Origin of the sequence: Pseudomonas sp. PS02290 (assembly GCF_029960075.1) — a bacterium.
Classification (GTDB): domain Bacteria; phylum Pseudomonadota; class Gammaproteobacteria; order Pseudomonadales; family Pseudomonadaceae; genus Aquipseudomonas.
In genome coordinates this window covers 1-22,246 of sequence record NZ_JASCOY010000077.1, presented here as the reverse complement: position 1 = coordinate 22,246, position 22,246 = coordinate 1, and the positions used below count along the sequence as shown (strand labels likewise).

Annotated in this window: 20 protein-coding genes; 3 read left to right on the top strand and 17 right to left on the bottom strand. The window is 60.5% G+C overall.

Going from position 1 to position 22,246, the window contains the following annotated elements:
* The 7 genes from QMX88_RS23220 to sdhC all read right to left on the bottom strand — a co-directional run.
* Window positions 1-633, bottom strand: a 633-nt coding sequence (locus QMX88_RS23220; RefSeq protein WP_282372572.1) for an FAD-dependent oxidoreductase, incomplete at its 3' end; no start/stop codon positions are given.
* A gap of 172 nt (window positions 634-805) precedes the next feature.
* Window positions 806-2,056 (bottom strand): 2-oxoglutarate dehydrogenase complex dihydrolipoyllysine-residue succinyltransferase, encoded by a 1,251-nt coding sequence (odhB, locus tag QMX88_RS23215; protein WP_282372571.1) that lies wholly within the window; start codon window positions 2,054-2,056, stop codon window positions 806-808.
* Between the two features lie 42 nt (window positions 2,057-2,098).
* On the bottom strand, window positions 2,099-4,930 hold the full coding sequence (locus QMX88_RS23210; protein ID WP_192174890.1) for a 2-oxoglutarate dehydrogenase E1 component: 2,832 nt from the start codon (window positions 4,928-4,930) through the stop codon (window positions 2,099-2,101).
* Window positions 4,931-5,199: 269 nt separating this feature from the next.
* Complete coding sequence (locus QMX88_RS23205) at window positions 5,200-5,904, bottom strand: succinate dehydrogenase iron-sulfur subunit (RefSeq protein ID WP_122538402.1); 705 nt, start codon at window positions 5,902-5,904, stop codon at window positions 5,200-5,202.
* 11 nt (window positions 5,905-5,915) lie between these two features.
* On the bottom strand, window positions 5,916-7,688 hold the full coding sequence (gene sdhA / locus QMX88_RS23200) for a succinate dehydrogenase flavoprotein subunit (RefSeq protein WP_192174889.1): 1,773 nt from the start codon (window positions 7,686-7,688) through the stop codon (window positions 5,916-5,918).
* Window positions 7,689-7,691: 3 nt separating this feature from the next.
* On the bottom strand, window positions 7,692-8,060 hold the full coding sequence (gene sdhD, locus QMX88_RS23195; RefSeq protein WP_282372570.1) for a succinate dehydrogenase, hydrophobic membrane anchor protein: 369 nt from the start codon (window positions 8,058-8,060) through the stop codon (window positions 7,692-7,694).
* Entirely contained in the window at window positions 8,054-8,428 is a 375-nt protein-coding gene (sdhC, locus tag QMX88_RS23190; protein WP_282372569.1) for a succinate dehydrogenase, cytochrome b556 subunit, read from the bottom strand. The genes sdhD and sdhC overlap by 7 nt, the downstream gene beginning before the upstream one ends.
* Before the next feature lie 362 nt (window positions 8,429-8,790).
* On the opposite strand from sdhC, the gene gltA reads away from it, so the two are divergent.
* Window positions 8,791-10,080 (top strand): citrate synthase, encoded by a 1,290-nt coding sequence (gltA, locus tag QMX88_RS23185; RefSeq protein WP_037009384.1) that lies wholly within the window; start codon window positions 8,791-8,793, stop codon window positions 10,078-10,080.
* 85 nt (window positions 10,081-10,165) lie between these two features.
* Here the strand turns inward: gltA and QMX88_RS23180 are convergent, their stop codons facing one another.
* The 9 genes from QMX88_RS23180 to QMX88_RS23140 form a co-directional block, all read right to left on the bottom strand.
* The gene (locus QMX88_RS23180; RefSeq protein WP_192174887.1) at window positions 10,166-10,774 is read right to left on the bottom strand and encodes an START domain-containing protein; all 609 of its coding nucleotides are present in this window, start codon (window positions 10,772-10,774) and stop codon (window positions 10,166-10,168) included.
* A 45-nt stretch (window positions 10,775-10,819) separates the two neighbouring features.
* Entirely contained in the window at window positions 10,820-11,077 is a 258-nt protein-coding gene (locus tag QMX88_RS23175) for a YkgJ family cysteine cluster protein (protein ID WP_282372566.1), read from the bottom strand.
* Window positions 11,078-11,184: 107 nt separating this feature from the next.
* Window positions 11,185-11,910: a translation initiation factor 2 gene (locus tag QMX88_RS23170; RefSeq protein WP_282372564.1), complete on the bottom strand. Its 726-nt coding sequence runs from the start codon at window positions 11,908-11,910 to the stop codon at window positions 11,185-11,187.
* A 114-nt stretch (window positions 11,911-12,024) separates the two neighbouring features.
* Window positions 12,025-13,464: an aminotransferase-like domain-containing protein gene (locus QMX88_RS23165; protein ID WP_122538388.1), complete on the bottom strand. Its 1,440-nt coding sequence runs from the start codon at window positions 13,462-13,464 to the stop codon at window positions 12,025-12,027.
* A 151-nt stretch (window positions 13,465-13,615) separates the two neighbouring features.
* Window positions 13,616-14,431 (bottom strand): OmpA family protein, encoded by an 816-nt coding sequence (locus tag QMX88_RS23160; RefSeq protein WP_192174884.1) that lies wholly within the window; start codon window positions 14,429-14,431, stop codon window positions 13,616-13,618.
* Window positions 14,428-14,781 carry a DUF4398 domain-containing protein gene (locus QMX88_RS23155; RefSeq protein WP_282372573.1) on the bottom strand — a complete coding sequence of 118 codons (354 nt, stop codon included), beginning with the start codon at window positions 14,779-14,781 and terminating at the stop codon, window positions 14,428-14,430. Before QMX88_RS23155 ends, QMX88_RS23160 begins: the two co-directional genes overlap by 4 nt.
* A 21-nt stretch (window positions 14,782-14,802) precedes the next feature.
* Window positions 14,803-15,624, bottom strand: coding sequence for a substrate-binding periplasmic protein (locus QMX88_RS23150; protein WP_442969489.1), 822 nt, complete (start codon window positions 15,622-15,624; stop codon window positions 14,803-14,805).
* Between the two features lie 128 nt (window positions 15,625-15,752).
* On the bottom strand, window positions 15,753-16,682 hold the full coding sequence (locus QMX88_RS23145) for an electron transfer flavoprotein subunit alpha/FixB family protein (protein WP_192174882.1): 930 nt from the start codon (window positions 16,680-16,682) through the stop codon (window positions 15,753-15,755).
* Window positions 16,682-17,431, bottom strand: a complete 750-nt coding sequence (locus QMX88_RS23140; RefSeq protein WP_282372558.1) for an electron transfer flavoprotein subunit beta/FixA family protein — start codon at window positions 17,429-17,431, stop codon at window positions 16,682-16,684. The genes QMX88_RS23145 and QMX88_RS23140 overlap by 1 nt, the downstream gene beginning before the upstream one ends.
* A gap of 549 nt (window positions 17,432-17,980) precedes the next feature.
* Here QMX88_RS23140 and QMX88_RS23135 point away from each other — a divergent pair.
* The gene (locus tag QMX88_RS23135; RefSeq protein ID WP_282372556.1) at window positions 17,981-19,645 is read left to right on the top strand and encodes an electron transfer flavoprotein-ubiquinone oxidoreductase; all 1,665 of its coding nucleotides are present in this window, start codon (window positions 17,981-17,983) and stop codon (window positions 19,643-19,645) included.
* A 362-nt stretch (window positions 19,646-20,007) separates the two neighbouring features.
* Here QMX88_RS23135 and QMX88_RS23130 read toward each other — a convergent pair whose 3' ends face one another.
* Window positions 20,008-20,913 (bottom strand): AraC family transcriptional regulator, encoded by a 906-nt coding sequence (locus QMX88_RS23130; RefSeq protein ID WP_192174879.1) that lies wholly within the window; start codon window positions 20,911-20,913, stop codon window positions 20,008-20,010.
* A gap of 178 nt (window positions 20,914-21,091) precedes the next feature.
* Here QMX88_RS23130 and QMX88_RS23125 point away from each other — a divergent pair, with 178 nt between their 5' ends.
* Complete coding sequence (locus QMX88_RS23125) at window positions 21,092-22,144, top strand: NAD(P)-dependent alcohol dehydrogenase (RefSeq protein WP_282372555.1); 1,053 nt, start codon at window positions 21,092-21,094, stop codon at window positions 22,142-22,144.
* Window positions 22,145-22,246 lie beyond the last annotated feature (102 nt).

The window sequence follows — 22,246 nt, the reverse complement described above, 5'->3', positions numbered from 1 at the left end:
CTCGAGCACCGTCACTTTGGCACCCAGGCGAGCCCAGACCGAACCCAGTTCCAGACCGATTACACCGGCGCCGATAACGCACAGGCGCTCAGGCACAGCCGGGAATTCCAGGGCGCCTGTCGAATCGACGATGGTGACCTGATTGACCGGAGCCGGCGGAATGTCGATCGGACGCGAACCCGAGGCCAGAATGATGTTCTCGGCTTCGATGACTTCGGTGGTGCCGTCAGGCTTGGTCAGCTCGACTTTCTTGCCGGCCAGCAGCTTGCCGTGGCCTTGCAGGGAAGTGACGCCGTTGGCCTTGAACAGGCTGGCAACGCCGCCGGTCAGGCCTTTGACGATCTGGGCCTTGCGGCCAATCATGGCAGCAATGTCCATTTTCAGGTCGTTGAGCGAGATACCGTGAACACCGAACTGGTTCTTGGCTTCGTAGAATTTCCAGGAGCTGTCCAGCAGCGCCTTGGACGGGATGCAGCCCACGTTCAGGCAGGTACCGCCGAGGGCCAGCTTGCCCTCTTTATCCTGATACTTCTCGATGCAGGCAGTCGTGAGACCGAGTTGCGCGGCCTTGATAGCAGCCACGTAGCCGCCAGGGCCAGCGCCAATCACTACCACGTCGAATTTCTGGGACATAGAAAAGAGTTCCTCTTTAGCTGCGAGCTTTAAGCTGCAAGCTACAAGCTGACCTGCGATGAACTGCAGGATCGGCTTGCGACTTATTCATTGATACCAACCGCGAGTGACAAGCTGCATACCGTACCGCTTCTGACTTGAAGCTTTCGGCTTGCAGCTTGACGCTGCTTCGTTAGATGTCCAGCAACAGACGCGCCGGGTCTTCCAGCAGGTTCTTGATGGTCACCAGGAACGTCACGGCTTCTTTACCGTCGATCAGGCGGTGATCGTAGGACAGCGCCAGATACATCATCGGACGGATGACGACCTGACCGTTGATCGCCATAGGACGCTGCAGGATGTTGTGCATGCCCAGGATGGCCGCTTGCGGCGGGTTGACGATCGGGGTCGACATCATCGAACCGAAAGTACCACCGTTGGTGATGGTGAAGGTACCGCCAGTCATCTCGTCGATGGACAGTTTGCCGTCACGGGCTTTCTTGCCGAAGGTGGCGATGCCGCCTTCGATTTCAGCCAGGCTCATCTGCTCGGCGTTGCGCAGCACCGGAACCACCAGGCCACGATCGCTCGACACGGCAACGCCGACGTCGGCATAACCGTGGTAGACGATGTCGGTGCCGTCGATCGAAGCGTTGACCGCAGGGTAGCGTTTCAGCGCTTCAGTCGCTGCCTTGACGAAGAACGACATGAAGCCCAGGCGTACGCCGTTGTGAGACTTCTCGAACAGGTCCTTGTACTTCGAACGCAGGGCCATGACTTCGGTCATGTCGACTTCGTTGAAGGTGGTCAGCATCGCCATGTTCGACTGAGCTTCAACCAGACGCTCGGCAACCTTGGCGCGCAGACGGGTCATCGGCACGCGCTTCTCGGTGCGGTCGCCAACGGCGGTCACAGGAGCAGCGGCTGCAGCAGCAGGCTTGGCGGCAGGCGCGGCGGCCGGAGCGGATTTCTTCGCTTCGATGGCGGCAACCACGTCTTCCTTGGTCACGCGACCGTCTTTGCCAGTGCCTTTGACGCTGGACAGGTTGATGCCGTTTTCTTCGGCCAGCTTGCGGGCAGCCGGAGCGCCGATCGCGTCTTCGTCACCGGAAGCAGCGGCTGGGGCAGCGGCAGCCTGGGCAGGCGCAGCAGCAGGAGCCGATGCAGCGGCGGCTGGAGCGGCCGCAGCTGGAGCGGCAGCGGCGCCGCCCTCTTCGATCGAGCCCAGCAACTGGTTCGACAGGACAGTGGCGCCCTCTTCGGCAACGATTGCGCCCAGTACGCCGTCAGCTTCGGCCAGTACTTCCAGAACGACCTTGTCGGTTTCGATATCAACGATCAGGTCGTCACGCTTGACGGCGTCGCCCGGTTTTTTGTGCCAGGTGGCAACGGTGCCGTCGGCAACGGATTCCGGGAAAGAGGGGGCTTTGATCTCAATAGCCATTATCTGTAATTCCTTTAATTCGGTTTCTAGTGCGCGAAGGCGTTAAACGGAGAACGCGTCTTTCAGCAGTTTTTCCTGCTGTTCGGCGTGCATCGAAGCGTATCCACAAGCAGGAGCAGCGGAAGCATCACGGCCGGCATACTCGAGAACGAGGTTGCGGTTGTGATTGCCAATGCTGCGGCGCAGGTGGTGCTGACTGCTGTACCAGGCGCCCTGGTTCATCGGTTCTTCCTGACACCAGACCACGTTGGTCAGATTGGTGTAAGGCGCGATGGCCTCCATCAGGTCGTCTTCCGGGAACGGATAGAGCTGCTCGAGACGCACGATGGCGATGTCTTCGCGGCCTTCGGCACGGCGCTTTTCCAGCAGGTCGTAGTAGACCTTGCCGCTGCACAGCACCAGACGCGTCACTTTCGCGGCATCGAGGGTGTCGATTTCCGGGATGACGGTCTGGAACGAGCCATGGGCCAGATCTTCCAGGGTCGACACGGCCAGCTTGTGGCGCAGCAACGACTTCGGCGTCAACACGATCAGCGGCTTGCGCAGCGGACGGATCACCTGACGGCGCAACAGATGGTAGATCTGAGCCGGGGTGGTCGGTACGCAGACCTGAATGTTGTGCTCGGCGCACAATTGCAGGTAACGCTCAAGACGTGCCGATGAGTGCTCCGGGCCCTGCCCTTCGTAGCCATGGGGCAACAGCATGGTCAGACCGCACAGACGGCCCCACTTGTGCTCGCCGCTGGTGATGAACTGGTCGATCACGACCTGTGCACCGTTGGCAAAGTCACCGAACTGGGCTTCCCAGATCACCAGCGCATTGGGCTGAGTGGTCGAGTAACCGTATTCGAACGCCAGCACGGCTTCTTCCGACAGGAACGAGTCGTACAGGTCGAAACGAGGCTGACCGGCGTACAGGTTCTGCAGAGGCACGTAGGTCGCGCCGTCTTTCTGGTTGTGCAGCACGGCGTGACGGTGCGAGAACGTACCGCGACCGACGTCCTGCCCGGTGATGCGCACCTGATGGCCTTCGAATGCCAGCGTGGCGTAAGCCATTGTTTCCGCGTAGCCCCAGTTGATCGGAAGGCCACCGACTTGCATCTTCTGGCGGTCTTCGTAGATTTTCTGGACCTGACGCTGAACCACGAAACCTTCTGGCACTTCCATCAGCTTGGCTGACAGTTCCTGGAGGGTCTTGAGGTCGAAACTGGTGTCGTGACGTGCGGTCCACGCGTGACCCAGGTACGGACGCCAGTCGACGAACAATTCCTTGTTCGGCTCTTTGACCAGGCTTTTGACCACATGCATGCCGTTGTCCAGCGCGTTGCGGTACTCATCGACCTTGGCCTGAGCGGCTTCGGCGTTGAGGATGCCTGCGGCGGCCAGAGAATCGGCGTACAGCTCACGGGTGGTGCGCTGCTTGGCGATCTGCTGGTACATCAGCGGCTGGGTGCCGCTCGGTTCGTCGGCTTCGTTGTGGCCGCGACGACGGTAGCAGACCAGGTCGATGACCACGTCACGCTTGAACTGCATGCGGTAGTCGATCGCCAGTTGGGTCACGAACAGCACGGCTTCCGGATCATCGCCATTCACATGGAGGATCGGCGCCTGAATCATCTTGGCAACGTCGGTCGCGTACTCGGTGGAGCGCGAGTCTTCCTGCTTGCTGATGGTGAAGCCGACCTGGTTGTTGATCACGATGTGGATCGTGCCGCCCGTTTTGAAGCCACGGGTCTGCGACATCTGGAAGGTTTCCAGCACCACACCCTGGCCAGCGAACGCAGCGTCACCGTGGATCGAGATCGGCAGCACTTTCTCGCCAGTGGCGTCGTTACGACGGTCCTGACGGGCACGCACCGAACCTTCCACCACAGGGGAAACGATTTCCAGGTGGGACGGGTTGAACGCCATCGCCAGGTGGACTTCGCCGCCGGTGGTCATCACGTTGGACGAGAAGCCCTGGTGGTACTTGACGTCACCGGAGCCCAGTTCGACCTTCTTCTTGCCTTCGAACTCGTCGAACAGGTCGCGCGGGTTCTTGCCGAAGGTGTTGACCAGCACGTTGAGACGGCCACGGTGGGCCATGCCGATGACGACTTCCTTGGTGCCGTAGGAACCGGAGCGCTGAATCAGCTCGTCGAGCATCGGAATCAGGCTTTCGCCGCCTTCCAGACCGAAACGCTTGGTGCCCGGGTACTTGGTGCCCAGGTACTTCTCCAGACCCTCGCCCGCGGTGACGCGCTCGAGCAGGTGGCTCTTGATGTCGGCGGAATAGGCAGGACGGCCACGCACGCTTTCGAGGCGCTGCATGAACCAGTTGCGCTGGTTGGAATCGACGATGTGCGTGAACTCGGCGCCGATGGTGCGGCAATATGTCTGCTGCAACGCTTCGACGATTTCGCGTAGGCTCGCTTCTTCCTTGCCGATGAACAGGTCGCCGGCACGGAATGTGGTATCGAGGTCAGCGTTGGTCAAACCGTAATGGTTGATCGACAGGTCAGCTGGCGCAGTACGCTTCCACAGACCCAGAGGATCGAGTTGCGCACCCTGATGGCCGCGCATACGGAATGCCTGGATAAGTCGCAGCACTTCAACTTGCTTCTTTTCATGCTCGCTGCTCACGCTGCCGGCAGAGACCGGTTGGGCGCGGCGCTGGTTTTTCCCCAGCAACACAAAATGATCGCGAACCGTAGAGTGCGATACATCGGTGGCAGTGCTGCCGTCAGCCGGCAACGTCTGAAAATAGGTGCGCCACTCTTCTGGCACAGCGTTAGGGTCGTGCAGGTAGAGCTCGTAGAGCTCTTCCACATAGGCAGCGTTACCACCGGAAAGGTGGGCGCTGTTCCACATGCGCTGCATCACGCTTTCTTGCATGCTTGGTCACCCTCGATTAGGGGACACCATCGGCGTCGATGCCAGCGCAAACTTGAAAAGTCCATGTGCAGCGACTTCAAGTCACTAGGGATCACGCAGATAGTCCGGGTACCAGCCCGGATGCCCCTGCTGGTTTCATTTCTTCAAAATAAGAGCTGAAGCCATACGACAACTGCTCAGGTTAAAACTACGGCGCCGGTTGAAGCCTGCGCCGCAGCGTTTACGGGTGCTGCAGTAGCGGGTGCTGCGATGTTACAGGTGCGGCAAACTCAGACACCGCTTTTGAGCAGCATGTTGCGCACGTGACCGATAGCCTTGGTTGGATTCAAGCCTTTCGGGCACACGTTGACGCAGTTCATGATGCCGCGGCAGCGGAACACACTAAACGGATCGTCCATGGACGCCAGACGCTCTTGCGTCCGGGTGTCGCGGCTGTCAGCCAGGAAACGATAGGCTTGCAGGATCGCGGCAGGACCCAGGAACTTGTCGGGGTTCCACCAGAAGGACGGGCAGGACGTCGAGCAGCAAGCGCACAGAATGCACTCGTACAGGCCGTCGAGTTTTTCACGCTCTTCCGGGGTCTGCAGGCGCTCGATGGATGGAGCCGGCGTGTCGTTCTGCAGGAATGGCTTCACCTTCTCGTATTGCTTGTAGAAGATGCTCATGTCGACAGCGAGGTCACGGATGACCGGCAGACCAGGCAGTGGGCGAACCACCAGCTTGTTGCCCTTGACCACAGCCGACAGCGGCGTGATGCAGGCCAGGCCATTCTTGCCGTTGATGTTCATGCCGTCGGAACCGCACACGCCCTCGCGGCACGAACGACGGTACGAGAAGCCTTCGTCCTGCTCTTTGACCAGAGCCAGCACGTCCAGCACCATCAGGTCCTTGCCACCGGTGTCGACCTGGAAATCCTGCATGAACGGCGCGGCGTCCTGATCAGGGTTGTAGCGATAAACACTGACTTGCAACATGGCGGTCACCCTTAATAAGTCCGAATCTTAGGTTCAAAAGTCGGAACAGTTTTCGGCGAGAAGTTCACGGCACGCTTGGCTACGCGTTTTTCACCCGGGAAGTACAGGGTGTGGCACAGCCAGTTCTCGTCGTCGCGATCTTCGAAGTCTTCACGGGCGTGAGCGCCACGGGACTCCTTGCGATGCTCTGCGGCGATCGCCGTTGCTTCAGCGACTTCCAGCAGGTTCTGCAGCTCCAGCGCTTCGATCCGGGCAGTGTTGAACGCCTGGCTCTTGTCGTTGATCTTGACGTTGGCGATGCGCGTGCGCAGATCAGCCAGCTGGGCAATACCCTTCTGCATGTATTCGCCGGTACGGAACACACCGAAGTAGTTCTGCATGCAGCTCTGCAGCTCTTTGCGCAGGGTCGCGACGTCTTCGCCATCGGTACGCGAGTTCAGGCCGTTGAGGCGAGCCAGCGCGACGTCGATGTCGGTTTCGGAAGCGCGACGGTAGTCGACGCCCTCGTTGAGCGCCTGCTCCAGGTGCAGACCCGCAGCACGGCCGAAGACCACCAGGTCGAGCAGCGAGTTGCCGCCCAGACGGTTGGCGCCGTGAACCGATACGCACGCCACTTCACCGACCGCGAACAGGCCCGGGATGATGGTGTCGACGCCGGCGGCGTCCTGGGTGATCGCCTGACCATGAATGTTGGTGGCAACGCCGCCCATCATGTAGTGGCAGGTCGGTACGACAGGGATTGGCGCCACGGCTGGATCGACGTGTGCGAAGGTCTTGGACAGTTCCATGATCCCTGGCAGACGGCTGTGCAGCACTTCTTCACCGAGGTGATCAAGCTTGAGCATTACGTGGTCGCCGTCAGGACCGCAACCGTTGCCGGCGATGATCTCTTTAACCATCGAGCGAGCCACCACGTCACGACCGGCAAGGTCCTTGGCGTTTGGCGCGTAGCGTTCCATGAAACGCTCGCCGTGCTTGTTGATCAGGTAACCGCCTTCACCACGGCAGCCTTCGGTGACCAGTACACCTGCGCCGGCAATACCGGTCGGGTGGAACTGCCACATTTCGATGTCCTGCACCGGTACACCGGCACGCAACGCCATGCCCACGCCGTCGCCGGTGTTGATCAGGGCGTTGGTGGTGGAGGAATAGATGCGGCCGGCACCGCCGGTGGCCAGCACAGTCGCGTCGGCGCGAATGTAGGAGGTTTCACCGGTTTCGATACAGATGGCGATGATGCCGACGAAGGCGCCGTCCTGGTTCTTCACCAGATCAACTGCGTAGTACTCGTTCAGGAATACGGTGCCGGCTTTCAGGTTGGCCTGATACAGGGTGTGCAGCAGCGCGTGACCGGTACGGTCGGCAGCAGCACAGGTACGAGCAGCCTGACCGCCCTTGCCGAAGTCTTTCGACTGACCGCCGAACGGACGCTGATAGATGCGGCCCTGCTCGGTACGGGAGAACGGCAGGCCCATGTGCTCGAGCTCGAACACGGCTTCCGGGCCAACGGAACACATGTATTCGATAGCGTCCTGGTCACCGATGTAGTCGGAGCCCTTGACGGTGTCGTACATGTGCCAGCGCCAGTCATCGTTCGGGTCGGCCGAAGCGATTGCGCAGGTGATGCCACCCTGGGCGGAAACGGTGTGGGAGCGAGTCGGGAAGACCTTGGTGACGACAGCGGTCTTGTGGCCGCCCTGAGCCAGCTGCAATGCGGCACGCATGCCCGCACCGCCGCCGCCAATGATAATGGCGTCGAATGAAAGCGTATTAATGTTAGCCATGAATCAGATACCCCAAAGAATCTGCACACCCCAGACGAAGTAAGCGAACATCGCAATGCCGCACACCGCCTGAAAAAGGAAACGCACCACTGTCGCGGACTTGCCCAGCGCCATCGGCGTCAGGTAGTCGGTCGCAATGGTCCACATGCCAACCCAGGTGTGAGCCGCCAGGGCTACAAGGGCCAACAGGCTGAAGATGCGCATTGTGTTATGGGAGAAGAGCGCGTGCCACGTGGCGTATTCGATGCCAGGGTGAGCGATCAGGTACCCGATCAGGAAAATGAAATAAGCCGCGAGTACGACGGCGGAGACGCGTTGCGCCATCCAGTCATACAGGCCCGAACGAGAAAGGTTGGTGACGTTGGTTACCATATCCACACTCCTGCCAGAACGATCACCACCACAGACACGGCGATAACGATTTTAGAGCCCAGCTTGCCGCCTTCCAGCGTCTCGCCGATGCCCGAGTCCATGATGAGATGACGGACGCCCGCCACCATGTGATACAGCAGTGCGGACAGAAGAGCCCAGATCACGAACTTGGCCAGCGGACTGGTCAGTCCCGCTTTCACCGACGCGAAGCCTTCCTCGGAGTCGAGCGACAGGTCCAATGCATAAAGCATGATGGCAATGCCGACGAAGAGGATGACACCGGAGATACGGTGAAGGATGGACGTGTAAGCAGTGATAGGGAGTTTGATGGTCCTTAGGTCTAGGTTTACAGGTCGTTGGCTTTTCACGGCTTTTTTTCACACTGAAGAGCCCTAACACTCAGGGCAAGTTGTTGGGAAGTGTACTGGTCAGGTACCCACTACCCAGGAAGTGACCAACCCCGTTGAATCGGGCCTGAAAGCCCCTGGCGGTCGGACGCCGAGTATAGACAGTTAGCCAACTAATGACAACGCGCAGACCCTGTCCCAAGGGTGGATTGCTTTAGCCCGATAATTGGCGTAAATGGCCCGTAATTTCGACGAAAACCCTGCGTTAAAGCCTTCTGCTACAAGACTTTTGGCAAATTGACTTTAGAATTTATCTCACTATAGTGATGCGGGCCCTGCGTGGGGGGTCTGTCTGATGATTTGAAGCATAATTAGGAGGCCACATGGCTGATAAAAAAGCGCAGTTGATCATCGAGGGCGCAGCCCCCGTCGAGCTGCCCATTCTGACCGGCACCGTTGGTCCCGATGTTATCGACGTACGCGGCCTGACTGCCACCGGACGCTTCACATTTGACCCTGGCTTCATGTCCACCGCCTCATGCGAATCGAAGATCACCTACATCGATGGTGACAACGGCATTCTTCTGCATCGCGGCTACCCGATCGAACAGCTGGCCGAGCAATCGGACTACCTGGAAACCTGCTACTTGCTGCTCAACGGCGAACTGCCAACCGCCGAGCAAAAAGCCGAATTCGTCGTCACCGTGAAGAATCACACCATGGTGCACGAGCAACTCAAGACCTTCTTCAACGGTTTCCGTCGCGACGCCCACCCGATGGCGGTCATGTGCGGTGTGGTCGGTGCCCTCTCGGCGTTCTACCACGACTCACTGGACATCAATAATCCGCAGCACCGCGAAATCTCCGCGATCCGTCTGGTCGCCAAGATGCCGACCCTGGCGGCAATGGTTTACAAGTACTCCATGGGTCAACCCATGATGTACCCGCGCAACGACCTGAGCTACGCGGAAAACTTCCTGCACATGATGTTCAACACGCCGTGCGAGATCAAACCGATCAGCCCGACGCTGGCCAAGGCCATGGACCGGATTTTCATCCTCCACGCCGACCACGAACAGAACGCCTCGACGTCCACCGTGCGCATGGCAGGCTCGTCGGGTGCCAACCCGTTTGCCTGTATCGCCGCCGGTATCGCCGCACTCTGGGGCCCTGCCCACGGTGGCGCGAACGAAGCCGTGCTGACCATGCTCGATGAGATCGGCGATGTGTCCAACATCGACACTTACATCGCCAAGGCCAAGGACAAGAACGATCCGTTCAAGCTGATGGGCTTCGGTCACCGGGTTTACAAGAACCGCGACCCGCGCGCCACTGTGATGAAACAGACCTGCGACGAAGTCCTGCGCGAACTGGGCATCACCAATGACCCGCAGCTCGAGCTGGCCATGCGTCTCGAAGAGATCGCCCTGACCGACCCGTACTTCATCGAACGCTCGCTGTACCCGAACGTCGACTTTTACTCGGGCATCATCCTCAAGGCCATCGGCATCCCGACCAGTATGTTCACCGTGATTTTCGCCCTGGCGCGAACTGTCGGCTGGATCTCTCACTGGAAGGAAATGCTCTCCAGCCCTTACAAGATCGGCCGTCCACGCCAGTTGTACACCGGCGAAGTGTCGCGCGACATCGTTCCGCTGGCCGAGCGCAAATAACTCGACAGCCACCACGACGACGCAAAAAAAGGCTGCCCTCGGGCAGCCTTTTTGGTGTGTGGCTTTAGCGTCGCGAGCGAACCGATCAGTTCTTCTCGGCTCGGTCCTTCAGCGCTTTCAGGGTGTTGAACGGCGCATCCACCACGAACTTGTTCGCCAGCCAGGACGGCACGCTGCCGCCAGGCTCGGTGTGAACCTGATAGGTCACCTCGGTCAGGTTGTCGCCCTTGGGCACGAACTTCCAGAACCCCTCAACCTGCGCCACCCGCACAAAGCCCTTCTCTTCCGGGATGTACTTGGGCTCGCCTTCCAGCTCACGGGTCACGCTGCCATCGGCGCCTTCCACCGTCGTCACTTTCAGCACCGAATCCCGCGGCGTGACCGGCCACGGCGTGTTGAACTGGGAGTAGGTCCAGGTCTTGTCGCCGTCGTGCTTGAGGATCTTCTGCAGCTTGCACTCGTGAATCCACGCGCAGGCAGCGGCCACGTCTTCCTGCAACGCTCTGAGCTTGCCGATGCCCGCCTTGATGGTGGTCACGCCTTGATAAGCTTTGTACTGCGATCCGGGAACTTCGCTGAGGGAGACCTTGATGCCCTCCTCGTTCTTCGCGACTTTCCACTCTTCAGCCTGCGCTGAAGCAGCCACCCATACAGTCAGTCCCAAGCCGAAAGCAATGCGGTACAGCGAACTCATATGGTGTTCCTTATTGTTGAAGTTCAGTCGCGCCTCGGGTGCGCTTCACGCCACCGATGTCATCTTTTCCCACCAGCCGATCAGACGGATTGCGTCCTCGGGGCCGGTACCGCACACCTCAGGGTCCGCCGCAAACTGACCACACACCGCCGGCCTTCCCGGCTGTCCAAAAATGCCGCAGAGCATATCCAGCGACAAGTGCAGACAGCGCATGCCCGCAGGCTTGCCGTTGGGCATCCCGGGAATCGGTGAGGTAATGGACGGCGCGATGCAGCACGCGCCGCAGCCTGAACGGCATTCCATGAAAAGAACCTGTGTGGCAGTGAGAGTGAGAGTGAGAACGATGGCCTGATCTTACGCGCTAAAACACACGTTTGAAAATCGAGCGCTCTGACAGCGTCATGGGTTCATCACTTTTTGAAGGTGAAATCCAGCGCAGCGCCTTCCACGTCCTTGCGCGCCTCATTGCGCAGCTGCAGGTCCATTTCGTTGCTCAGCAGACGGCCTTGCATCTGGAAGTCAGGGTCGGCGTTTGCGTCAGGGAACATTTTCGGAAGCAGCGGCTTGGCACCGGTTGACGGGGCTTTCGCCTTCGACGCGGAGGTAATCACGTTAGACGGCGGAGTCAGTTGCTTGACCATCTCGGGCGGCAAGCTCAGGTCAAGTGGCACTTTGTTCAGCTTGGTTTCCTTGACCACTTGCGATGCCGATTTGGTCTTGCTGGCCACCGGAGCACGCCGCGCCACTTCGGCGTTATCCGCTTTAACCTTGGCGGATTTGGCGTTGGGGCCCGCTGCCTTGTCGTCAGCTGTTTTGGCGTTGGTAACCGTTCGCGGCGCTTCAGCCGATGACTTGCCGGATGCGACTACAGGCACGGTCGTGATATTTGGCGCAAGGGTATGGACGGCTGGCGTGTCAGCCACTGGCTTGTCCGGCAATGCAGAAGAAGGCTCAGGACCAGCGACAGGCTTCGCTGACTCGGGAGACACGGGCGCCACAGCGGGCGCATCGGCAGGCGCGGCAGGCGCGGCAGGCGCCGAGGCGGTGGCTTTCGCCGGTGGCGTGGGCGCTTTATCCGCATCACATGCGCTCAGCAACACCAACAGCATCACACTTATACAACGCAGTGATTTCATAGTCTGAACGGCAGTAAGTAAGACAGGAGCCATATGCTGGCCCTTTGCACGGCGGCTGACAAGCTGCCTTGTCCGCCTCCCCCGATAGTATGGAAACCTGGCAACCCTACGAGTTCACCAGGATTGCCCGGCATCCTGGCACAACTGCTTGGCCAGCATGCCCACCGTCATCAGCGCCCTCTCTGCTTCCCGGTTCCACGGCAACCCGCAGTTCAGGCGGATGCAATGGTTGAACTGCTCCGTGTTGCTGAAAATCAGCCCCGGCGCGATGCTGATGCCCTGCTCCAGCGCGCGCACGTGCAACTCCTGAGTGTTCACCCGCCCCGGCAGACTGATCCAGAGAATGAACCCGCCCGCAGGCCGGCTGATCTGCGTGCCTTCGGGAAACATCTGCTGCACCGCCAGCTGAAACGCGCTGAGATTTTTGCGGTGCTCTTGGCGGATAAAGCGTAGGTGCCGGTCGTACCCGCCGTTTTCCAGGTAGGACGCCACCGCCATCTGCGTCACGCTGCACGCTGAATGGGTGCTGAAGGTTTGCAGGCGCTGGATTTCCGCCTGATATTTCCCGGCGATCATCCAGCCGATCCGCACTCCCGGCGACAGGGTTTTGGAGAAGCTGGAGCAGTAGATGACATGGCCCAGCCGGTCGAAGGCCTTCAACGCCTTGGTCTTGTTCTGCTCGTACATCAACTCGCCGTAGATATCGTCTTCGATGATTTGAATGTCGAAGTCCGAGGCCAGGCGCAGCAGGTGTTTCTGCCGCTCTTCCGGCATGGTGCTGCCCAAGGGATTGCTCAGCCGCGAAGTCATCACCAGGGCCTTGATCGACCACTGATTGGCCGCCAGTTGCAGCGCTTCCAGGCTGATCCCGGTGTTCGGGTCGCTGGGTATTTCGATGACTTTCAGGCCAAGCAGATCGGCCAGTTGCAGCAAGCCGTAGTACGTCGGAGATTCTGCGGCGATCAGGTCGCCCGGGCTGGTCAGCACCCGCAGCGACATCTGCAGCGCATCGACACAGCCATGGGTGATCACCACTTCCGAGGGATCGATCACCACGCCGGCGTCGCGCATGCGAATCGCCACCTGACGGCGCAGCGGTTCGAAGCCAGGGCTGAACATGTAATTGAACGCCCGAGGGCTCTGAAATCGGGTGACCTTGGCCAGTTGCTGATGCAACGCGCGCAGGGGCAAGTAATCGATGTGAGGGACAGCAGCGCCAAACGCGAACACCCCTTCCCGCCTCGCCTCGACCAGCACCTGTTGAATGATGCTGGCGCGGGTGACCAGACCGGGTCGCTCGACTCGCGCGATATCGGGAGTCGCCGCCGTGAGGGCCGGGGTTTGATGCACGTAGTAACCGGACTGCGGCCGCGCACGGATGAGGCCCTGGTCTTCGAGATTGGCGTAGGCCTGGAGGACGGTGGCATGACTGACATTGAGCTGGGAGCTCATCTTGCGCACCGAGGGCACGCGTTCGCCGGGCTGATACACGCCCCGGCGAATGTCTTCGGCCAGCTGTTGGGCAATACGTTGGTACAGCAACAGACTGGTCATTTCGCGTCCCTCGATCCCGTGCTTTGATCATGCGTGCGGCGATCGAAACGAAGGGATCACCGGAACAGTTCGGAAGTGTACGGTGACAGTTCCTGTTCCGGCTAGAGGGCGCGGTGTTTGAATCACCCGGATTCTGACGATCCCGTGATCCTCAACGAGGCGCGCTCAGATGGCCCTTGTCGTCGGAGAACACAATTTCCACACGGCGATTCTGCGCACGCCCGCTTTCGGAGGTGTTTGCGTCCACCGGGTACTGATCGCCGTAACCCTCGACCTGAATCCGGTCTTCCTCGATGCCCAGATCAGACAGCACGTCAGCCACGGCCTGTGCCCGGTCTTTAGATAGCGCGAGGTTTTCCTGAGCGTCGCCGGTGCTGTCGGTGTAGCCCTCGATACGCACCACGCGCTTGGGATTGAATTGCAGGAACTGCACGACCTTCAGCACCGTGCGATTGGCCGAGCTTTTCAGTTCGGCGCGGCCGGTGTCAAACAGCATGTCGCCCAGCGTCATCACCAGCCCGCGCTCGTTCTGCTGTGTCGACAGGCTGATCACCTGATCTTCGGCCCACTTGCCCTGCTGCTGCGCGCCGGCCAGCTTGGCTTCACGCAGCGCCAGTTGCAGACGCTGACGTTCCAGCTCCAGTCGCGCGAGCTTTTCCTGATTCAACAGCAGCTTGCTGTGCTCCCGGGCGATCGCGCTGTAACGGCTGCTCAGGTAGGCGTAATGACTGACGTCGTCAGCGCTGCCGATGTAGCTCGACAGGCGCTCGGCCCTGCCCAGCAACTCGCCGGCGCGGATGACGTCCTTCGGCGCGCTGCGCAGAACGTTGGTGTCTTCCTTGACCTTCTGGTAATCGGCAATGGCGCCCTGCAGCGCCTGCTCACTGTTCTGGTGGCCGGCACAGCCGGCAAGACCGGCACTGACCAGCAAGAGGCCGAGACTGAGGCTTCGCGCAACGGCATTCATTGGCCAGCCCCCAACTGCTTGCGCAGACGCTCGAGGCGGATATTGACCTGGGCCACCTGCGCTTCGCTCTTCTGCGTCAGCACCCGGGCCTCGGCCAGACGCGCGTCCAGCTCGGCCTGTTCGGCCTGCATGCGCGCGTCCTTGTAGGACTTGTCCGCGATGTCGGCGCGAGCCTGGGCCAGCTTCGTCTGCGCCGTCACTAGGTCCGGCTCTTCATCCGTAGCACCGACTGCGGCGGCCTGGGCGACGGCCTGTTCGGTGAGCTTGAGTTGTTCGGTGGGCGCCGGGTCGTTGGCACAGCCCACGAGGGCGGCGAGCACGACGGCGGCGAATACAGGCTGGATTTTCAAAAGAAAGCTCAAAACACATTCCTACTGATGGAGGGCGCTACCGGACTGCTGCAATTGAATTTTCCACAGGTCCAGATTGCGCGTGACGGCTTCACTGGAGCGACCGGAAGCCGCCAATTCTGTCATTTTTTTCGCCAGCTGTCCGCGCAGCCATGGATCGTTGCAGGCGGAGTTGAACGACAGCGCCAGATAGAACCCCGGCCGATCGAGGGGCATTGACTGGGTTTGCAGGTCTTTGGCGATGTCCAGCGCCTGGGTCACAGCCAAACCGGCATAGCGGCCGGCGAGGACAAACTCGACCTGCCCCGCCGCGAGTTTCTGAAAGGCCTTGGGGAGGCTGGCCTGCTTCTCCAGTGTCAGATGCGCCTTGATCGCCTCATCGAATCCGGCGGTCACGCGGGTCTTTTCGGACATGGCGCCGGGATGGCCCTGTAGATCGGCCAGGGAATTGAACGGCTGCTCATGACCGTTGCGGGTCCAGACCATGATTTCGTTCTGGGCAATGGGCGGGTGGATGAAGTCCAGGGATTCCAGCTCGGCGCTGTTGAGCGGCGTGTCGGCGAGCATGTCCATGCGACCGGTGCGCACCTCTTCCAGGGCCTGGCTGCGCTTGCCGCCATACAGCAGCTCGACCTTGACGCCGATCTGTTGCGCCACCTCCCTGAGCAGGTCGGCATTGGCGCCCATCAGGTGCCTGGGGTCCTGCGGGTCGCGCCACAGGTACGGCGGGGCGTCAGGGCTGCCGGTGACGATCAGCCGGTCACACTTGCCCGCCGACCAGGCCAGCGACGGCAGCAACAGCAACCCGCCCAGCAGTGAAGCCAGCGTCTGCTTTGGCGACAACATGACAACGTCCTTTTTTGAGCCCATAAAAAAACCCGTCAGCCCCGACTGCCTGAGCGCTGGTTCATAGTGAACACGCTTGCGGCAGCCCGAACGAACGGGTTCTCTTTATAAGTCAGGGAAGTGGATTAAACCAGCTTCTCCAACTCCGGGATCGCTTCGAACAGATCCGCCACGAGGCCATAATCGGCCACCTGGAAGATCGGCGCTTCTTCGTCCTTGTTGATCGCGACAATCACTTTGGAGTCTTTCATGCCGGCCAGGTGCTGGATCGCGCCGGAGATGCCGACCGCGATGTACAGCTGCGGCGCGACGATCTTGCCAGTCTGGCCGACCTGCATGTCGTTGGGCACGAAGCCTGCGTCGACGGCCGCGCGGGAAGCGCCGACCGCTGCACCCAGCTTGTCAGCCAGGGTGTACAGGTGTTTGAAGTTGTCACCGTTCTGCATGCCGCGGCCGCCGGAAACGACGATCTTGGCAGCGGTCAGTTCCGGACGATCGGACTTGGCCAGTTCTTCGCTGACGAAGGACGACTTGCCGGCATCGTGGGCTGCGCTCACGGCTTCAACCGAAGCAGAACCGCCCTCGGCTGCCACTGCATCGAAGCCGGTGGCGCGAACGGTGATGACTTTCACGGCTGCCGACGACTGAACGGTCGAAATAGCGTTACCGGCATAGATCGGGCGCTTGAAGGTGTCAGCGCTTTCGACCGAGATGATCTCGGAGATCTGATCGACGTCCAGATGCGCTGCGACGCGGGGCAGGATGTTCTTGCCGTTGGAGGTTGCAGCAGCCAGCACGTGGCTGTAAGCCGAAGCCAGCTCGACCACCAGCGGGGCGACGTTTTCCGGCAGTTGGTGCTCGTAGGCGGCGTTGTCAGCCACGAGGACCTTGGACACACCGGCGATTTTTGCAGCAGCTTCGCCGACGGCAGCGACGTTCAGGCCGGCGACCAGAACGTGGATGTCACCACCGATTTTGGTGGCTGCAGCAACGGTATTCAGGGTGGCGGGAGCGATTGCGCCGTTTTCGTGCTCAGCGATAACCAGGGTCGTCATCAGATCACCTTCGCTTCGTTTTTCAGTTTATCAACCAGTTCAGCAACCGACTTGACCTTGATGCCTGCGCTGCGGGCAGCCGGGGCTTCAACTTTCAGGGTCTTGTTGGTGGACGCAGTCGAAACACCCAACGCATCAGGCGTCAGCACTTCGAGGGGCTTCTTCTTGGCTTTCATGATGTTTGGCAGCGACGCGTAGCGCGGCTCGTTCAAACGCAGGTCGGTGGTGACGATGGCTGGCAGCTTGAGCGATACGGTCTGCGCGCCGGCGTCGATTTCACGGGTGACGTTGACGCTGTCGCCGGACACTTCAACTTTGGAGGCGAAGGTCCCTTGGGCATAACCGCTCAGCGCAGCCAGCATCTGGCCGGTCTGGTTGTTGTCGCTGTCGATCGCCTGCTTGCCGAGAATGACCAGTTGCGGCTGCTCCTTGTCGACAACGGCCTTGAGCAACTTGGCCACGGCCAGCGAGGTCAGTTCGTCAGCGGACTCCACGAGGATGGCGCGATCGGCACCCAGTGCCAGCGCGGTACGCAGTTGCTCCTGAGCGGTGGTCGGCCCGATGGAAACGACGACGATCTCGGTCGCAACGCCCTTCTCTTTCAGGCGCACGGCTTCTTCTACAGCGATTTCGCAGAAGGGGTTCATCGACATTTTAACGTTGGCGAGATCGACGCCGGAGTTGTCCGCTTTGACGCGAACCTTGACGTTGTAGTCGACCACTCGTTTGACAGCTACAAGAACCTTCATGGATTCCTCGTTTCTCTCCGGTGAAAAGAAATCGCCAGGCCAGGCCCGGCGATGGGTACTCGTCAGTGTAAGGAACACCTGTGAAAACAACGTATTCACGGTTGCTGAATGCGGATGTCAGCAAAAGCGGCCACGCTACGGCGGCAATCCAAGCCAGACGCCGATCGCCCGTGTAAACTGCAGCGCGCCGCCGGCCTGAGGCTGACGGTTGCGCGGGGCGATGCTCACGTTGCTTTTACCGGTGTTCTGCTACCGACGGTTCGTACGCAATCATCAGGGCTGACAGCCAACCCGTAGCCAGCGCAAAACCGCCCGTATCTTGACCGCAACGTCTAGTCGGGTCAATACGACATAAACGCCAGTCACAAGCCGTCTCACCATGATTTATCAGGGTTTCGGCCGATTCAAACAAACGTTTGTATTGGACCTGTGAGGTGGTGTAGATATAATGCGCGCCTTTGAGATGACACCCGGGCCAACGACCTTCCCGGTGTCGGTTTAGCCATCAATAAAAAAATACGCCGTTGAGCCTTGAGTAGGAGATAGCCTGTGGAACGCGAATTTATGGAGTTCGACGTCGTCATCGTCGGAGCCGGGCCCGCCGGGCTGTCTGCCGCTTGCCGCCTGAAACAGAGAGCCGCTGACGCCGGTCAGGAAATCAGCGTCTGCGTGGTGGAAAAAGGCTCCGAAGTCGGTGCCCACATCCTCTCCGGTGCGGTGTTCGAACCCCGCGCCCTCAACGAGTTGTTCCCTGACTGGAAAGCCCTCGGCGCGCCGCTCAACACACCGGTCAAAGGTGACGACATCTATGTGCTGACCGGTGCCGACGCCAGTCAGAAAGTCCCGGGCGCATTCGTGCCCAAGACCATGCACAACGAAGGCAACTACATCATCTCCCTGGGCAACCTGTGCCGCTGGATGGCGCAGCAGGCCGAGAACCTGGGCGTAGAGATCTACCCGGGCTTTGCGGCTCAGGAAGCGCTGATCGATGAAAACGGCGTGGTCCGCGGGATTCTCACCGGCGATCTGGGCGTAGACCGTGAAGGCAACCCGAAAGAAGGCCTCTACACCCCCGGCATGGAACTGCGCGGCAAGTACACGCTGTTCGCCGAAGGCTGCCGTGGTCACATCGGCAAGCAACTGATCAACCGCTTCAACCTCGACAGCGAAGCCGACGCCCAGCATTACGGCATCGGCCTGAAGGAAATCTGGGAAGTCGATCCGGCCAAACATCAGCCAGGCCTGGTGGTGCACACCGCCGGCTGGCCGCTGGACATCATGGGCACCGAAAACACCGGCGGCTCGTTCCTTTACCACCTGGAAAACAATCAGGTCGTGGTCGGGCTGATCGTCGACCTGTCCTATGCCAACCCGTACCTGTCGCCGTTCGATGAATTCCAGCGCCTCAAGCACCATCCGGTCCTCAAACAGTACCTGGAAGGCGGCAAGCGCATCAGCTACGGCGCGCGGGCCATTTGCAAGGGTGGCCTGAATTCGCTGCCGAAGATGGTCTTCCCCGGCGGCGCGCTGATCGGCTGCGACTTGGGCACGCTGAACTTCGCCAAGATCAAGGGCAGCCACACCGCCATGAAGTCCGGCATGCTCGCCGCTGAAGCGGTGGCGGATGCACTGTTCGCCGGCAATGAGGGTGGCGACGCGCTCAACGGCTACGTCGAGGGCTTCAAGGCCAGCTGGCTGCATGAAGAGCTGTTCGCCAGCCGCAACTTCGGCCCGGCGGTGCACAAGTTCGGCGCGATCTTCGGTGGCGCGTTCAACTTCATCGACCAGAACCTGTTCGGCGGCAAAATCCCCTTCACCCTGCACGACACCAAGCCGGACTACGCGTGCATGAAGCTGGCGGCCGATTCGAAGAAGATCGATTACCCGAAACCCGACGGCAAGCTGAGCTTCGACAAATTAAGCTCGGTGTTCATCTCCGGCACCAACCACGAAGAAGAGCAGCCGTGCCACTTGAAGCTGAAGGATCCGAGCATCCCGATCAGCGTCAACCTGCCCAAGTGGGATGAGCCTGCTCAGCGGTACTGCCCGGCGGGGGTTTACGAGGTGGTGACCCAGGAAGACGGCGCCAAGCGCTTCCAGATCAACGCGCAGAACTGCGTCCACTGTAAAACCTGTGACATCAAGGATCCGTCGCAGAACATTACCTGGGTAGCACCGGAAGGCGCAGGCGGCCCGACCTATCCCAATATGTAAGGGATTCTGAGTAGGACCGGCTTTAGCCGGGAAAGCGTCAGCGGCCACATCGCACAATTGATGGTGCGCACACTGGCCTCTTCCCGGCTGAAGCCGGTCCCACAAAGACACCGCGTAACCTCCGTAGGACCGGCTTTAGCCGGGAAGGCGTCAGCGGCTACATCGCACAATTGATGTTGCGCACACTGGCCTCTTCCCGGCTGAAGCCGGTCCCACAAAGACACCGCGTAACCTCCGTAGGACCGGCTTTAGCCGGGAAAGCGTCAGCGGCCACATCGCACAATTGATGTTGCTCACACTGGCCTCTTCCCGGCTGAAGCCGGTCCTACCGCCGGGAAGCTTTCGAGGTTTAGCATCACCCCTCACGCCGATATCTTCAGCCGCTCGCCCTCTTCCCCCGGATTGCGCTCGAAGTAGCGTTTGTACTCGCGACTGAATTGCGACGTGCTCTGATACCCGACCTTATGCGCGACCTGCGCCACCCCCATGCCCTCGCCAATGAGCATCTGCTGAGCCTTGAGCAGGCGCACGCGTTTCAGGTACTGAACGGGTGACAGCAGCGTGCTGCGCTTGAAATGCTCATGAAAGGTCGAGGCGCTCATGTTTGCGCAGCGGGCCAGATCCTCGACGCTCAGGGCCTGATCGTAATGGTCGCGCAGGTATTGCAGCGACGCGGCAATGCGCGCGAAGTGGCCGGTCTGTTCGACCAGTGCCCGAAGCACTCCGGCTTGGGGACCGCGCAACGCGGCATATACCACCTCTCTGACCCGAGCCTGCCCCATCACTTGCGCGTCCAGCGGATCGTGTAAACAGCGCAGCAAGCGCTCGACGCTTTCGCGCATCGGCGCATCCAGCTCGGCGGAGGTCATGGACTCCGGCGTCTGCGCCCTGACCTTCACGTTCGGCGCCTCGCCCATGGTCTGCACCAGCTCGCCCAACAGCGCGCGATCGATCGACACGGCGACGCCATACATGGGCGCCTCGGCCGTGGCGAAGGTCTCGCACATGAACGGCACCGACAACGCCTGCACCAGATAATGACCGGCGCCGTATTCCAGCGTCCGCGGGCCGAGGCGCGCGAGTTTGCTGCCCTGGGCGATGATCACCAGGCTGGGTTCATAGATCTGCGGGCTGCTGGCGACGTAGTAATCCCAGGACATCGCCTGCACGCCCGGCACGAGGGTGTCGACGAAACCCGGGCGCGGCGCCAGGGGCTTGATGAGAGAGACCAACTCGGCGTTGGCGTCGGAATGAGAAACAGGAGACATGGGCAGCCATACGGAGGATTTGACACCACTATCATCGCAGATCAGCACCGCGCCGCGTGAATCGATGCGTCAGGTTCGGAGGATCAGGCATGACAGGCGGAGGAATGACCATGGCCGGCGACGTCCCGGCTGCGGACAATGCACCGCCTCAACCGTCATCGTTTTTGCGAGGTTCTTCATGTACACAGCCATCGGTTACGCCGCCCAGTCCGCCACCGCTCCCCTCGCCCCCATGACGTTCAGCCGCCGCAGCCCGCGGCCGGACGACGTGGCCATCGAGATCCTCTACTGCGGCGTCTGCCACTCCGACATCCACCAGGCACGCAACGAGTGGGGCATCGCCGTGTACCCGCTGATGCCCGGCCACGAGATCGTCGGCAAGGTCACCGAAGTCGGCGCCAACGTCAGCAAGCACAAAGTCGGCGATCTGGTCGGCGTCGGCTGCATGGTCGATTCCTGCCGTCAGTGCGAAGCCTGCGCGCAGGACCTCGAGCAATATTGCCTCGAAGGTCCAACCATGACCTACGCCACTCCGGACCGCGTCGACGGCAGCAACACCATGGGCGGCTATTCCAACAGCATCGTGGTCAGCGAGCACTTCGTCGTGCGTATCCCGGAGAAACTCGACCTGGCCGCTGCGGCGCCAATCCTGTGTGCGGGCATCACCACCTACTCGCCGCTCAAGCATTACGGCGTCAAGGCCGGCGACAAAGTGGGCGTGCTGGGCATGGGCGGTCTGGGCCACATGGGCATCAAGTTCGCCAAGGCCATGGGCGCGGAAGTGACGCTGTTCACCCGCTCGGCGAGCAAGGCTGAAGAAGGTCGTCGTCAGGGCGCCGATCACGTCATCGTCTCGACAGATACCGAGCAGATGAAAGCCGCTGCCGGTCATTTCGACTTCCTGCTGGACACCATTCCGGTGCAGCACGACTTGAACCCCTACCTGGAAACCCTGCGTTTTGACGGCGTGCACATTCTCGTCGGCCTGATCGAACCCGTCGATCCGGCGCTGCATGCGGCCAATCTGGTGATGAAGCGTCGTGTGCTGGCGGGTTCACTGATCGGGGGCATCGCCGAAACCCAGGAGGTGCTGGATTTCTGCGCCGAGCACGGCATCACCTGCGACATCGAGATGCTCGACATCAAGAACATCAACGAGGCCTACAGCCGCATGATCGCCGGTGACGTGAAATACCGTTTCGTGATCGATATGGCCACGTTGAAGGCCTGATCCACCGGTCGCCCCGCGCAATGCGGGGCGAACGGCGACACCACTACAGCGAGCGCTCGAGCCACTCCGGCTGGAGCGCGGATTCAGCATGGGGCGCCTCAT

Coding starts and splice junctions, on each gene's coding strand:
- QMX88_RS23130 (WP_192174879.1), bottom strand. CDS start 20,913: ATGTCTCCTGTTTCTCATTCCGACGCCAACGCCGAGTTGGTCTCTCTC.
- QMX88_RS23160 (WP_192174884.1), bottom strand. CDS start 14,431: ATGAATGCCGTTGCGCGAAGCCTCAGTCTCGGCCTCTTGCTGGTCAGT.
- QMX88_RS23210 (WP_192174890.1), bottom strand. CDS start 4,930: ATGCAAGAAAGCGTGATGCAGCGCATGTGGAACAGCGCCCACCTTTCC.
- QMX88_RS23165 (WP_122538388.1), bottom strand. CDS start 13,464: ATGACCAGTCTGTTGCTGTACCAACGTATTGCCCAACAGCTGGCCGAA.
- QMX88_RS23140 (WP_282372558.1), bottom strand. CDS start 17,431: ATGAAGGTTCTTGTAGCTGTCAAACGAGTGGTCGACTACAACGTCAAG.
- sdhD (WP_282372570.1), bottom strand. CDS start 8,060: ATGGTAACCAACGTCACCAACCTTTCTCGTTCGGGCCTGTATGACTGG.
- QMX88_RS23175 (WP_282372566.1), bottom strand. CDS start 11,077: ATGGAATGCCGTTCAGGCTGCGGCGCGTGCTGCATCGCGCCGTCCATT.
- QMX88_RS23170 (WP_282372564.1), bottom strand. CDS start 11,910: ATGAAATCACTGCGTTGTATAAGTGTGATGCTGTTGGTGTTGCTGAGC.
- gltA (WP_037009384.1), top strand. CDS start 8,791: ATGGCTGATAAAAAAGCGCAGTTGATCATCGAGGGCGCAGCCCCCGTC.
- sdhA (WP_192174889.1), bottom strand. CDS start 7,688: ATGGCTAACATTAATACGCTTTCATTCGACGCCATTATCATTGGCGGC.
- QMX88_RS23125 (WP_282372555.1), top strand. CDS start 21,092: ATGTACACAGCCATCGGTTACGCCGCCCAGTCCGCCACCGCTCCCCTC.
- QMX88_RS23145 (WP_192174882.1), bottom strand. CDS start 16,682: ATGACGACCCTGGTTATCGCTGAGCACGAAAACGGCGCAATCGCTCCC.
- QMX88_RS23205 (WP_122538402.1), bottom strand. CDS start 5,904: ATGTTGCAAGTCAGTGTTTATCGCTACAACCCTGATCAGGACGCCGCG.
- odhB (WP_282372571.1), bottom strand. CDS start 2,056: ATGGCTATTGAGATCAAAGCCCCCTCTTTCCCGGAATCCGTTGCCGAC.
- QMX88_RS23180 (WP_192174887.1), bottom strand. CDS start 10,774: ATGAGTTCGCTGTACCGCATTGCTTTCGGCTTGGGACTGACTGTATGG.